Genomic DNA, 14,627 nt, shown 5'->3' on the forward strand with positions numbered 1-14,627 from the left:
ACCCATCGCAGCCGCCCGGCTCTTAGTATGGTTTGCGTGGCTTACATGGAAACCGAGGACTCCTCCCGCCCTTCGTCCTCTTCTTCCGTCACCATCAGCACGTTGTAGGCTACCGCGCAAAACAACGAATTCAGTCGGTTCATATCGCCCAGCAACCCGAGATGCAGCGAACTGGTTTCCAGACTCTGCACATTCTGATGATGCAACCTGTCGACATGCGCGTGGGAGTAGCGCCGGTTCAGAATACGAAAACGGTGTTTGGCGCGGCGCAGCCGTCTGGCGCTGGTAACGTCCGACGACAGGAACACCGACATCCCCAGCCGCAGGTTGCTCATCAGTTGTTCGTACAACGCATTAAGCTCGTCGCGCCCGGCGGTCGAAAAACCGCGCAGCCCATCTGGCGCATGCGCGTCAAGATCGCAAACCACCCGCTCGATGATATCGCCGGCCTGTTCCAGATTGAGCGCCATCTCAATCACCTCCGCCCAGCGCCGGGAATCGCGTTCATGCAGTCCGGCCTTTTCAATCTGCGCCAGATAGAGCTTGATGGCGTTGTAGAGCACGTCCACGTCGTCATCCAGTTTACGGATCTCTCGCACCTGCTGGCGCTCGCCCCGCAGCGCGCCCTGAAACATTTTCAGCATCTGTTCGATAACGTCGCCGATGCGCAGCGTTTCCCGCGCCGCGTTAGCCAGCGCCAGCGTCGGTGTATCCAGCGCGCTGACATCCAGATGACGGGGGCGCAACCGCGGATCGAGATCCGGCTCAACCCGCACCAGATTGCCGCACAGCTCCGCCATTCGTCCGGCAAATGGCAACAGCAGCAGGCAGCGCACCAGGTTGTAAAACAGGTGGAAATAAATCACCCGTTCCTCATCCGGCAACGGCACCGACTCCATCCAATCCGCCAGATAACCGATCGCCGGCAGCGCCGGCATACAGCCAATCAGTTTGAAGAACATGCTTCCCAACGCCACCTGCCGCGCCGCCGGACCTTGCGCGCTGGCATTCGCCAGCGCCAGAATGCCGCTGCCCAGATTGGCGCCGATCACCAGACACAACGCCACATCCAGGGAAATCACATGGCTGGCGGTCAGGGTGGCGGTCAACAGCACCGCCGCCAGACTGGAATAACTCACAATGGCGAACACCGCCCCAACCAGCGCATCCAGCATCACATCGCCAGTCAGCGAGGAAAACAGCACCTTAACCCCAGCGGTCTGGGTGATCGGCGTCGCCGATTCCACAATCAACTCCAGCGCCAGCAGGATCAGCCCCAGACCGATGGCAATCCGCCCTTGCTGTCCGGCGCGGGTCTGCTTGCAACTGAGGAAAAAGATGACCCCGAGGAAAATCAGCAATGGCGACAGCCAGGAGAGATCAAACGTCAGCAGCCGCACCATCAGCGCGGTGCCGACATCCGCCCCCAGAATAATCACCAGCGCCGGCGCCAGCGCAATCAACCCCTGCGAGACAAAAGAGATCGTGAGCAGCGCGGTGGCGTTGCTGCTCTGCACCAGCGCGGTCACGCCGATGCCGGCAAGAAAGGCCAGCGGCTTACGGCTCACGCTATCGCTGATCGTTCGCCGCAGGCGGGCGCCGTACACCCGCATAATCCCGGTACGAACAATATGCGTCCCCCAGACCAGCAGCGCGATGGCGGACAATAAATGCAGCAGCGTCAACACGGAACTGGGCCTCCCTCAGTCAAAAATAGTTAAAAATAGTTATGGAAAAAGTGGCATTCCCGCCCACAAACCCGGTGTGCACCCCACTTGCGCACGGTCTTAATTCTGACATCTTACTGACATCTTATCCGTTCTTGAGTGGTTCAGCGGGTGTAAATAAGCGTAATTTTTTTAAAATCACGGCCTAAATCAATAACCGGGCGTATTTCCCCCCACGCGGCACGTTTCTGGCGTTATGCTTCTTCCATCAGCCGCTTCGCCCGACACCGGCGACGGCATCCTCTTCAGACCTGAGCTAAGGATATACGGATGAAGACCAAAACCGCATATGGCCTGAACTGGCTGGCGCTGCTCATCATCATGATTGTGACCGCCTTTTTCTGGCAATTGACGCCCCCTGCCGGGCTGAAACCCGCCGCCTGGCACTCCGCCGTACTGTTTGTCGCCACCATCATCAGCATCGTGGCGAACGTGCTGCCGATCGGCGCCATCGGTATCATCAGCATTACACTGTTCGCCCTCACCTACGCCGCCGGCGACACCAGCGCCAGCGCCTCGATCCAGACCGCGTTGAGCGACCTCAACAGCTCGCTGATCTGGTTGATCGTAGTCGCATTCATGATTGCCCGCGGTTTTATCAAAACCGGGTTGGGCCGTCGCATCGCCTTACAAATGATCCGCCTGCTGGGCAAACGCACGCTAGGGCTGGCTTACGGTCTGGCGTTCGCCGACCTGGTGCTGTCGCCCGCCATGCCCAGCAACACCGCCCGCTGCGGCGGGGTAATTTACCCGATTGCCGACTCGCTGGCGCGCAGCTTTGACTCCAAGCCGGAAGACGCTTCCCGCAGCAAGATCGGCACCTTTCTGGTGACCTGTATCGGCAACGTCAACGACGTCACCGCCGCGCTGTTCATGACCGGCTACACCGGTAACCTGCTGGCGGTGAAACTGGCGGCCAACGCCGGCGTCACCATCACCTGGGGCAGTTGGTTTGTCGCAGCGGTCGTACCTTGCGTGATTTCGCTGCTGCTGGTGCCGCTGTGCGTTTACATGCTGGCGAAACCGGAAATCCGTCATACGCCGGACGCGCCGAAACTGGCGATCACCGAACTGGAAAAAATGGGGCGCATGTCGCGCGGCGAATGGCTGATGGCGGCCACCGTGGTCATTCTGCTGGTGTTGTGGATTTTCGGCGATCTGCTGGGCGTCGACGCCACCACCGCCTCTTTTGTCGGCCTCTCCTTCCTGCTGCTGACCGGGGTATTAAGCTGGGAAGACATCAAGAGCGAGAAAGGCGCATGGGATACGCTGATCTGGTTCGCCGCGCTGCTAATGATGGCTAACCAGTTGAAGAAACTGGGCTTCACTACCTGGTTTGGCGACCTGATCGGCAGCAGCATCGGTCACCTGATGCAGGACACCAGTTGGGTGCTAGTGTTGCTGTTGCTCAACGCCGCCTACTTCTACACTCACTACTTCTTCGCCAGCGGCAATGCCCAAATCGCGGCGTTGTACGCGGTGTTCCTCGGCGTGGGCATTAACCTGCACATCCCGGCGGCGCCGATGGCGCTGATGCTGGCGTTCACCAGCAGCCTGTACTGCTCGCTGACCCAGTACACCCACGCCCGCGGCCCGATTCTGTTCGGCGCCGGTTACGTGCCCACCGCCGTTTGGTGGCGCACCGGCTTTGTCATCAGCCTGATCAATCAGGCGATCTTCATGTCCGCCGGTCTGTTGTGGTGGAAGGTGATCGGGCTTTACTAAGCCGATTCAGGTATCAAAAAACACAGGCCGGGGTAACCCGGCCTGTGTTTTTCATCGTCCAGCTAATCAATCCGCATCATACCCCAGATTCGGCGCCAGCCAGCGCTCCACCTCGTCGATCGGCAACGATTTACGAACGGCGTAATCTTCCACCTGGTCGCGCTGAATTTGCGCCACGGCGAAATACTTGCTGTCCGGGTGGCTGAAGTACCAGCCGGACACCGACGCGCCCGGCCACATGGCGTAGGACTCGGTGAGCTTCATGCCGACGGTATTGTCCACGTCCAGCAATTGCCAGATGGTCGCTTTTTCGGTGTGGTCCGGACAGGCCGGGTAACCCGGCGCCGGTCGGATGCCCTGATAGTTCTCGCGGATCAGCTCGTCATTGCCGAGGTTCTCGTTCGGCGCATAGCCCCAGTGGACCTTGCGCACCCGCTCGTGCAGGTATTCGGCGAACGCTTCCGCCAGCCGGTCCGCCAGCGCTTTGAGCATGATCTTGTTGTAGTCGTCGTGCTGCGCTTCCCACTGCGCCGCCAGCTCGTCCTCTTCCAGCCCGCCGGTCACCGCGAACGCGCCGAAATAATCCGGCTTGCCGCTGGTTTTCGGCGCGACAAAATCCGCCAGACAGTAGTTGGGAAAATCGGTCTTTTCGGTTTGCTGGCGCAGATGATGGCTGACGGTCAGCACCTCGGTACGACGCTCGTCGGTATAGATTTCGATGTCATCGCCCACCCGGTTGGCCGGGAACAGCCCCACCACCCCGCGCGGGTTCAACGTGCCGCTGGCCGACAGGGTATCCAGCATGGCGTTGGCATCGGCAAACAGACGCTTAGCCTCCTCGCCCACCACCTCGTCTTCAAGAATATTGGGGTATTTGCCCGCCAGCGACCAGGTCATAAAGAACGGCGTCCAGTCGATGTAGTTACGCAATGTCTCGATGCCGGCGGAAACCGGCTGCACGCCGAGGCGATGCGCCACCGGCGGCGTATAGTTTTCCCAGTCGATCGGCATGGCGTTGTCGCGCGCCACGCCCAGCGCTACCGGCGGCGTGCGCGGTTTTTTGCGACCGTGCTGGATGCGCACCGTTTCGTATTCTTTGCGGATACGCGCTACAAAGTCGCCGCGCTGACTGTCCGACAGCAGCGCCGACACCACACCCACCGAGCGCGACGCATTCTGCACGTATACCGTCGGGCCGCTGTAATTCTGCTCGATCTTCACCGCGGTGTGCGCCTTGGACGTGGTGGCGCCGCCGATCAGCAACGGCAGCGTAAAACCCTGGCGCTCCATCTCTTTGGCGACGTTGACCATTTCATCCAGCGACGGGGTAATCAACCCCGACAGGCCGATGATATCGACATTCTCCTCGCGCGCGGTCTTGAGGATCTTGTCGGTCGGTACCATCACGCCCAGATCGATAATTTCATAGTTGTTGCACTGCAATACCACGCCGACGATGTTCTTGCCGATATCGTGTACGTCGCCCTTCACCGTCGCCAGCAGAATCTTGCCGGCGCTTGAGCCCTGCTCTTTGCTGGCCTGAATGAACGGTTCCAGATACGCCACCGCCTGCTTCATCACTCGCGCCGACTTCACTACCTGCGGCAGGAACATTTTGCCGGCGCCGAACAGGTCGCCGACCACGTTCATGCCGTCCATCAGCGGCCCTTCGATCACTTCGATAGGGCGAGTCGACTGCGCCCGCGCTTCCTCGGTGTCCGGCTCGATAAACTCGGTGATGCCTTTGACCAGCGCGTATTCCAGCCGTTTTCTCACCGGCCAGCCGCGCCATTCGGCCGCGCCTTTGTTGCTGTCGTCATCGGATTTGCTGCCGCGATACTTCTCGGCAATCGCCAGCAGCCGTTCGGTGCCGTCGTCGCGCCGGTTGAGAATCACGTCCTCCACCGCATCGCGCAGCTCGGCGGGTAAATCATCGTAGATCGCCAGCTGACCGGCGTTGACGATACCCATGTCCATGCCGTTGCGGATGGCGTAATACAGGAACACGGCGTGAATCGCCTCACGCACCGGCTCGTTGCCGCGAAACGAGAACGACACGTTGGACACGCCGCCGGAAATCAGTGCGTGCGGCAGTTGGGCTTTGATGTCGACGCAGGCCTCGATAAAGTCCACCGCATAATTGTTGTGCTCATCAATGCCGGTAGCGACGGCAAAAATGTTCGGGTCGAAAATGATGTCTTCCGGCGGGAAACCGACCTCTTCGGTCAGGATGTGGTAAGCACGGCGGCAAATCTCAATCTTGCGTGCGCGGGTATCCGCCTGCCCCACTTCGTCAAACGCCATCACCACCACGGCGGCGCCGTAACGGCGCACCAGCCGGGCGTGATGCACAAAGGCCTCCACGCCTTCTTTCATCGAAATCGAGTTGACGATGCCCTTGCCCTGAATGCACTTCAGCCCGGCTTCCACCACCTCCCACTTGGAGGAGTCGATCATGATCGGCACCCGGGCGATATCCGGCTCGCCGGCGATCAGGTTGAGGAAACGCACCATCGCCGCTTCGGCGTTGAGCATGCCCTCGTCCATGTTGATGTCGATGATCTGCGCGCCGCTTTCCACCTGTTGACGCGCCACGTCCAACGCTTCGTTGTACTTTTCTTCTTTAATCAGACGTTTAAATTTAGCGGAACCGGTAACGTTGGTACGTTCGCCGACGTTAACGAACAGCGTGTCGTCGCCGATATTCAGCGGCTCCAGCCCGGACAGGCGGCAAGCTACCGGCAGCGTCGGCAACGCGCGCGGCGCTACGCCATCCACGGCTTTCACCATCGCGGCGATGTGCTCAGGCGTGGTGCCGCAGCATCCGCCGATAATGTTCAGGAAGCCGGATTGCGCCCACTCGCCGATCTGGCGCGCCATCTCGTCCGCATCCAGATCGTATTCTCCGAAGGCGTTCGGCAAGCCGGCGTTGGGGTGCGCCGTCACGTAGCACTCGGCGATGCGCGACAGTTCCGCCACGTACTGACGCAGCTCGTCCGGCCCCAACGCGCAGTTAAGACCGAACGACAGCGGCCGGGCGTGGCGCAGCGAGTTATAAAACGCCTCGGTAGTCTGCCCGGACAAGGTACGGCCGGAGGCATCGGTAATGGTGCCGGAGATCATCACCGGCAGCGTGACGCCCAGCGCTTCGAATTCGGTTTCTACCGCAAAAATGGCGGCTTTAGCGTTCAGGGTGTCGAAAATGGTTTCGATCAGGATGATATCAACGCCGCCTTCAACCAGCGCGCGGGTCGATTCACGGTACGCGTCCACCAGTTGGTCGAAGCTAACATTGCGGTACGCCGGGTCATTGACGTCCGGCGAGATCGACGCGGTGCGGTTGGTTGGCCCCAGCACTCCGGCGACATAGCGCGGCCGCTCCGGCGTACGCGCCGTCCACTCGTCGGCGCAGGCGCGCGCCAGCCGGGCGGCGACGGTATTGATTTCCGCCGACAGCGCTTCCATCTCGTAGTCAGCCATGGCGATGCGGGTGGCGTTGAAGGTGTTGGTTTCCAGAATATCCGCGCCCGCCGCCAGATAATCGTTATGAATGGCGGTGATCACCTCCGGTTTACTCAGCACCAGCAGGTCGTTATTACCTTTCAGGTCGCAGTGCCAGTCGGCAAAGCGTTCGCCGCGGTAATCCTCTTCCTGCAGACGGTAGCTCTGGATCATGGTGCCCATGCCGCCGTCCAGAATCATAATGCGTTGCGCCAGTTGCCGCTGTAATGCCTGTAACCGATTTGCCATCATGTTATTCTCGTTATCACCCTCGTCTGTGCGAATCCTTATCCTAGCACAACAGCCCGCCGCGCCAGCGCAGTACCCTGTTGATAAAACCGCCTGACAAGACGGTTGCATTCTGCGCTAAAAAAACGAAAATCGATTCCATGATATGAAAAAGGAAATCGACGATGACGCCACCCGAACCCGCCAAACGCGGCAAAAAACCCCGCGCTGCCGCCGCCAGCCCCACTCAGCCTGCTGGACAAGTCCAGTCGTTGACCCGCGGACTGACGCTGCTGGAATACATCGCCAAAGCCAACGGCAGCATCGCGCTGACCGATCTGGCCCAGCAGGCGGGCCTGCCCAATTCCACGACCCATCGGTTGTTGACCACCATGCAGCAGCAGGGATTTGTGCGCCAGGTCGGCGATTTGGGATTGTGGACCATCGGCACCCATGCGTTTATCGTCGGCAGCAGCTTTCTGCAAAGCCGTAATCTGCTCAGTCTGGTGCACCCGATGCTGCGTCAGTTGATGGAGAGTTCTGGTGAAACGGTGAATCTGGCGGTGCTGGATCAGAGTGATTATCAGGCCATTATCATCGATCAGGTGCAGTGTACCGCGCTGATGCGCATGTCCGCGCCGATCGGCGGCAAACTGCCGATGCACGCATCCGGCGCCGGCAAAGCGTTCCTCGCCATGCTGCCGGACGACAACATCACCCAACTGCTGCACCGCAAAGGGCTGCACAGCTATACCCCGCACACCCTCAGCGCCCAGACGCTGAAGGAAAACCTGACCAGCATTCGCCGCCAGGGCTACGCGCTGGACGATGAGGAACACGCGCTGGGCCTGCGCTGCGTCGCCGCCTGCATTCTGGACGAACACCACGAGGCGTTTGCCGCCATCTCCATTTCCGGACCGGTATCCCGTATCACCGACGATCGCATCACCGAACTGGGCGCGCTGGTGATCAAGGCGGCGAAAGAGGTAACCTATCAGTACGGCGGCGCGCGCTGACCGGCGTTATGACGTCAGCGCGTCCGCTGACGTTACCGGGTCGGCATAACGTAAGCTGAAGCGTTTTCTGCGCCGGTAAGCGTAGACATCTTCGATGTGACCGTCGCGAATCCGCTGCTGCAACGCCCGCCAGTATTCAGCCCGAAACAGATCGCCGTGCAGCTCTTCAAACAGCGGCAGCAAGCGGCGGTCGCTGCACAGAAACTGGCGAAACTCTTCCGGAAACACATCATTCGGCCCGACGCTGTACCAGGGTTCGGCCGCCAGTTCGTCCGCCGGATCGCGGGGCGGCGGAATGTCGCGGAAATTCACCTCGGTCATGTAGCAGATTTCGTCGTAGTCATAAAACACCACCCGGCCGTGGCGGGTGACGCCGAAGTTCTTGAACAGCATATCGCCGGGAAAGATATTGGCCGCCGCCAGTTGCCGGATGGCGTTGCCGTACTCTTCAATCACATCGCGCAGCGCCTGACCGTTAACCTGTTCCAGGTAAAGATTTAGCGGCGTCATGCGACGCTCCATGTACAGATGACGAATCACCAGCCGGTCGCCAAGGTCTTCCAGTTTATCCGGCACTTCCCGCCATAGCTCCGCCAGCAATTCCGGGCTGATGCGCGCTTTCTCCAGCACGAAATTTTCATACTCCTGGGTGTCCGCCATGCGTCCGACGCGGTCGTGCTCCTTCACCAGCCGGTAGCACTCTCGCACTCGCGCCTCGCTGACCTCTTTTTGCGGCGCAAACCGATCTTTGATCACCTTGAACACCCGGTCAAACGTCGGCAGCGTGAACACCAGCATCACCATCCCTTTCACCCCCGGCGCGGTAATGAACGGCTCCTGCGTACTGGCGATGAAATCGAGGTACTCCCGGTAATATTCGGTCTTGCTGTGTTTCTGACAGCCGATCGCCAGATACAACTCCGCGGTGGTTTTACCCGGCAAAATCTCCCGCAGCCAGGCGACCAGCGCCGACGGCAGCGGCGCGTAAACCATGAAGTAGGAACGGGCGAAGCCAAACACAATACTGGCGTCCGCATGGCGGGTCAGGCAGGTATCGATAAACAGCGCGCCGCGCTCGTCGTGATGAATCGGCAGCAAAAACGGGAACACGCCGCCAGGCAAACGCAGTTTCCCCACCAGCCAGGCCGCTTTGTTGCGGTAAAACAGCTCGTTCGCCACCTGTAGCGAAGCGTTCGCCAGCGACGCCGCCGGGAACGCTTCCCGCAGCGACCGCAGCACATAGCCGATGTCTCGCGTCAGGTCTTCCCACTGCAACCGCAGCGGCAAGGCGGTCAGCACCGCCTCCAGCATCGCGGGCCAGCCACTGTCGGGCTGGTAAGTACGAGCCAGCGGACGCGGGATTTCCTGAAAACGTCGCGCCGGCTGCGAACTGAACACAAACAGTTTGTCCGGCGTCAGTTCCCGGTGATGAAACAGCCGGCAATACACTGAGTTGAAAAAGCTCTCCGCAATCTCGAAGCGCGGATAGTCCGGCAACAGCGCGGTATAAATCTGTTTGACCCGCGCGACGAACGCCGCGTCGTAACACTGCCGGTCGGTGATGCAGCCCAGTTGCTCCACCACCAGCCCGACATGATGGTCATAGAGCTGGATACGCTGCTTCATCGCCTGCTGCACCGCATGCCAGTCCGCCTGCTCGAAGCGCTGCTGTGCGCCGGCAGTCACTTCCAGAAACCGGCCATACTGCGCATCGAACCCTTGCAGAATGGTCTGCGCCACCAGTTGTTCCCGACCTCGACTCATCCACCTCTCCTCTGACGCCATCGATGTAACGACACGCGGCCAGCATCAGGCTGGCCGCGATGGTGCGATATTCCGGTTCAGAACTGCTGTTCTTCCGTCGAACCGGTCAGCGCGGTGACAGACGACGCGCCGCCCTGAATCAGGGTAGTCACCTTGTCGAAATAACCGGTGCCCACTTCCTGCTGGTGGGACGAGAAGGTGTAACCTTCTTTAATGGCCGCGAATTCCGGTTGCTGCACTTTCTCCACGTAGTGCTTCATGCCTTCGCCCTGCGCATAGGCATGCGCCAGGTCGAACATGTTGAACCACATGCTGTGGATACCCGCCAGCGTGATGAACTGGTATTTGTAGCCCATCTCCGACAGTTCATCCTGAAAACGGGCGATGGTGCGATCGTCCAGATTCTTCTTCCAGTTGAACGACGGCGAACAGTTGTAGGCCAACAGTTTGCCGGGAAAACGGGCATGAATCGCTTCGGCGAAACGCCGCGCCAGCGCCAGGTCGGGCGTTGAGGTTTCGCACCACACCAGATCGGCGTAGGGGGCATACGCCAGCCCACGGCTGATCGCCTGCTCCACCCCGGCGCGGGTACGGTAAAACCCTTCCACCGTACGCTCGCCGGTGACGAAATCCCGGTCGTAATCATCACAATCCGAGGTCAGCAAATCGGCCGCGTCGGCGTCGGTACGCGCCACCAGCAATGTCGGCACGCCCAGCACATCCGCCGCCAGCCGGGCCGCCACCAGTTTCTGCACCGCTTCCTGCGTCGGCACCAGCACCTTGCCGCCCATATGGCCGCACTTCTTCACCGACGCCAGTTGGTCTTCAAAATGAACCGCGGCGGCACCCGCTTCAATCATCGATTTCATCAGTTCAAACGCGTTCAGTACCCCACCGAAACCGGCTTCCGCATCGGCGACGATCGGCAAAAAGTAGTCGGTATAACGCGGGTCATCCTGCCCGATGCCGTTGGCCCACTGGATTTGATCCGCGCGCCGGAAAGTGTTGTTGATACGCTGCACCACCGACGGCACCGAGTTGGACGGGTAGAGCGACTGGTCCGGGTACATGCTGGCGGCCAGATTGGCATCCGCCGCCACCTGCCAGCCGGACAGATATATCGCCTCCAGCCCGGCTTTCGCCTGCTGCAACGCCTGCCCGCCGGTTAACGCGCCGAGGCAGTTGACGTAGCCTTTACGCGACTTACCGTTCAACAGCTTCCACAGCTTTTCCGCGCCCAGTTGCGCCAGCGTGCAGGCGGGGTTCACCGACCCGCGCAGATTCACCACATCCTCGGCGCGGTACGGGCGGGTAATGCCTTTCCAGCGCGGCGTGTTCCACTCTTGTTCCAGTTGCTCGATTTGTTGGGTACGAGAGGTGCTCATAGCGATTCCTTTTTTAAACAGGATTAATCAAGTAAGTCGTAACCGGGTAAGGTGAGAAAATCGATTAATGCGTCCTGCGTGGTGATGCGTTCCATTAAACGGGCGGCGTCATCGAAACGGCCGCCGTCGAAACGAGCGTCGCCCAGCTCACCGCGGATAACCTGCATCTCTTCCGCCAGCATCTGGCGAAACAACGGCTTAGTCACCACCCTGCCGTCACTGAGAGTTTTGCCGTGGTGAATCCACTGCCAGATGGAGGTGCGGGAGATCTCAGCGGTGGCGGCATCCTCCATCAGCCCGTAAATCGGCACACAGCCGTTGCCGGAAATCCAGGCTTCGATGTATTGCACCGCGACGCGGATATTGGCGCGCATGCCGGCTTCGGTACGCTCCCCAGGACAAGGCGCCAGCAATTCGTCGGCGGTCACCGGCGCATCGTCTTCACGCAGCACATCCAGTTGATTGGGACGATCGCCCAGCAGGCGATCGAACACTGGCATCACCGTGTCGGCCAGACCGGGGTGGGCTACCCAAGTGCCGTCATGACCATTGTTGGCCTCCAGCTCCTTGTCCTGCCTGACTTTTTCCTGCACCCACGCGTTGCGCTCCGCGTCTTTGCTGGGAATGAACGCGGCCATACCACCCATCGCAAACGCGCCGCGCCGGTGACAGATTTTGATCAGCAAGCGCGAATAAGCATTCAGGAATGGTTTGTCCATCGTTACTGATTGCCGGTCCGGCAATACCCGGTCCGGATGATTTTTCAACGTTTTGATGTAGCTGAAAATGTAGTCCCAACGACCGCAGTTCAGCCCGACAATATGGTCACGCAGGTGATAGAGAATTTCGTCCATCTGGAACACGGCGGGCAGGGTTTCAATCAAGATGGTGGCTTTGATGGTGCCGCGCGTCAGGCCAAAACGTTCTTCGGTATAGCTGAACACCTCGCTCCACCAGGCGGCTTCCTGCCAGGACTGGGTTTTCGGTAGGTAGAAATAGGGGCCGCTGCCTTTTGCCAGCAGCTGGCGGTAGTTATGGAAAAAATAGAGCGCAAAATCGAACAGACTGCCGGGGATGGGTTCATCATTCCACAACACGTGTTTTTCCGGCAGGTGCAGACCACGCACCCGACAAATCAGCACCGCCGGGTCAGGCTTGAGCTGATAAATTTTTCCTGCCTCGCTGGTGTAGGTGATGGTGCCGCGCACCGCATCCCGTAAATTGATTTGCCCTTCAATCACTTTCGACCAACTGGGCGCCAGCGAATCTTCAAAGTCCGCCATAAAGACTTTCACGTTGGCATTCAGGGCGTTAATCACCATTTTTCGTTCCACCGGGCCGGTAATCTCCACCCGGCGATCCAGCAGGTCAGCGGGAATACCACGAATCTTCCAGTCTGATTTTCTTATGGAATCCATTTCCGAAATAAAACCAGGCAACACGCCGCTATCAATTTTTGCCTGTACCGCCTGACGTTCCGCCAGTAAGCGATTACGCTGCGGTGTAAACCGGCTGACCAACGCCGTGAGAAAATCCACCGCCTCTGCCGTCAGAATCTGCCGCTCTGCCTCACCAAATGCGGTGGTGAACACCAGTTCCCTGCTTATCGTCTGTTGTGTCATGTCGTCGTTCCTATTCCGCTGTCTTCGCCTTATCGGTCGCTCAATCAGTGAACTCATCCCGAACATTTTTCAGCCAACAGAACTAAGCCTAATCCAACAAAATTAAAAATCAAAAACAATTTCCATTTTTAATTTAAATTAAACTCAACCATATGATTAGTTTAAAATTAAAGTTATGCGTAATAGAGAAATGCATTCCATGACCAGCAAGGGGAGGAAGTCGGAGATCGCTTGAGCAGGAAAAAGAAAAGGCGCCATGAGGCGCCTGACGGGATAGAGTAAGAGAGAAGAATCAGTCCAGCGTGGGATTCATATGACGCAAATCGAACGGTGTGATCTGGTAAACATAGTAATTCAGCCAGTTGGAAAACAGCAGATGACCGTGGCTACGCCAGGTCGCTCGCGGTGTTTTCTGGGGGTTATCCCCCGGAAAGTAGTTCACCGGGATCACTGGGTTAAGGCCGGCATCGCAGTCACGGAAATACTCGCTCGATAATGTCAGCGCATCGTACTCCGGGTGCCCGGTCACAAACGCCAGCCGCTTATCCTTGCTGGCAAACAGGTAGGCGCCGGCTTCCTCAGACTCCACCAGAATATCCAGATCGGTGTGTTCACGAATCACATCGGAAGGAAAATCCGCATAGCGGGAATGTGGAGCCAGAAAGGTTTCGTCAAAACCGCGCGTCAATAGGGCGTGCGGTTGCAACGTATGGTGTGAATACACACCAGATAATTTCACATCGCGGGTCAGCTTGGGGATGCCGTACAGCACATTTAACGCCGCCTGAACCGCCCAACACACAAACAGTGTAGAAGTGACATGCTCTTTGGCCCAGTTAACCACCCGCTCGATCTGCGGCCAGTACACCACATCGCAAAAATCCACCAGCCCCAGCGGCGCGCCGGTCACGATCAAACCGTCAAAGTTTTCGTGCTCGATATCTTCAAAGTCACAGTAGAAGTTATTGAGGTGCTCCGTAGGCGTGTTCTTCGATTCCCGGCTATCGATGCGCAACAACTGAATATCCACCTGCAGTGGCGAATTCGACAGGAGCCGCAGGAACTGATTCTCCGTTTCGATTTTCTTTGGCATCAGGTTAAGCACCAACACCTTCAACGGACGAATTTCCTGCGTTCTGGCTCGGGAAGACGGCATTACAAAGACGTTTTCATTGCGCAAGAAGCTGACAGCTGGCAACTCATCAGGAACCCGGATTGGCATAACCTTACACCTCACTGCATACGTTTATACGTTTATACGTTTAGCCTTCTAGGCTGCCGAAGATAACGACTTTCCAGAGCAATGTCGAGTACATAACCGTCTGGTTGAAAATCTTTCATCAGAAATCAGATTTATATATCCATTTTTAGCATAAGAATTACACAGTATGACGCAAAGCGAGACGATCCTTCTGCTGATGCAGAGTAAAATGGGAACCACGGAGAGGGAGAGATAAAGGGAAGATATTGCAGAAAGTTAGGCATAGTCTAACTGATTCTGAGGGATTATTGAGGGATGTTTTCTCTGCCGGCAGGCACAAAAAAGGGGACGGGTACACAGAGGAAGAGCCACACAACGCCGGAAGACAGAACCGGACCAGACCGTGAGCCACTGCGCCGCCGGCCGTATCCGCCTGTCCTGACAGACCAGTCCCACCA

Annotated in this window: 8 protein-coding genes; 2 read left to right on the plus strand and 6 right to left on the minus strand. The window is 58.4% G+C overall.

The genetic code is table 11. The annotated features are described in order from the left end of the window. Positions 1-41 precede the first annotated feature (41 nt). A complete protein-coding gene (locus DXX3274_RS19795; RefSeq protein WP_042861292.1) occupies positions 42-1,688 on the minus strand; it encodes a Na/Pi cotransporter family protein in 1,647 nt (548 codons plus the stop codon). A 309-nt stretch (positions 1,689-1,997) separates the two neighbouring features. Between DXX3274_RS19795 and DXX3274_RS19800 the strand changes: the two genes are divergently transcribed. Continuing rightward, positions 1,998-3,452, plus strand: coding sequence for a DASS family sodium-coupled anion symporter (locus DXX3274_RS19800; RefSeq protein WP_042861294.1), 1,455 nt, complete (start codon positions 1,998-2,000; stop codon positions 3,450-3,452). Positions 3,453-3,518: 66 nt separating this feature from the next. On the opposite strand, the gene metH is transcribed toward DXX3274_RS19800, so the two are convergent. Further along, on the minus strand, positions 3,519-7,202 hold the full coding sequence (gene metH / locus DXX3274_RS19805; RefSeq protein ID WP_042862238.1) for a methionine synthase: 3,684 nt from the start codon (positions 7,200-7,202) through the stop codon (positions 3,519-3,521). Between the two features lie 164 nt (positions 7,203-7,366). Between metH and iclR the strand changes: the two genes are divergently transcribed. Continuing rightward, positions 7,367-8,197 (plus strand): glyoxylate bypass operon transcriptional repressor IclR, encoded by an 831-nt coding sequence (gene iclR, locus DXX3274_RS19810; RefSeq protein ID WP_042861295.1) that lies wholly within the window; start codon positions 7,367-7,369, stop codon positions 8,195-8,197. A gap of 6 nt (positions 8,198-8,203) precedes the next feature. Here the strand turns inward: iclR and aceK are convergent, their stop codons facing one another. From aceK to metA, 4 genes are all read right to left on the minus strand, one after another. After that, entirely contained in the window at positions 8,204-9,961 is a 1,758-nt protein-coding gene (aceK, locus tag DXX3274_RS19815; RefSeq protein ID WP_042861296.1) for a bifunctional isocitrate dehydrogenase kinase/phosphatase, read from the minus strand. 77 nt (positions 9,962-10,038) lie between these two features. Then, the gene (gene aceA, locus DXX3274_RS19820) at positions 10,039-11,346 is read right to left on the minus strand and encodes an isocitrate lyase (protein WP_042861297.1); all 1,308 of its coding nucleotides are present in this window, start codon (positions 11,344-11,346) and stop codon (positions 10,039-10,041) included. Positions 11,347-11,369: 23 nt separating this feature from the next. Beyond that, a complete protein-coding gene (gene aceB / locus DXX3274_RS19825) occupies positions 11,370-12,968 on the minus strand; it encodes a malate synthase A (RefSeq protein WP_042861299.1) in 1,599 nt (532 codons plus the stop codon). 292 nt (positions 12,969-13,260) lie between these two features. Next, positions 13,261-14,190: a homoserine O-succinyltransferase gene (gene metA, locus DXX3274_RS19830; protein WP_039693078.1), complete on the minus strand. Its 930-nt coding sequence runs from the start codon at positions 14,188-14,190 to the stop codon at positions 13,261-13,263. Positions 14,191-14,627 lie beyond the last annotated feature (437 nt).

It is taken from the genome of Dickeya sp. NCPPB 3274 (assembly GCF_000406205.1).
Classification (GTDB): domain Bacteria; phylum Pseudomonadota; class Gammaproteobacteria; order Enterobacterales; family Enterobacteriaceae; genus Dickeya; species Dickeya fangzhongdai.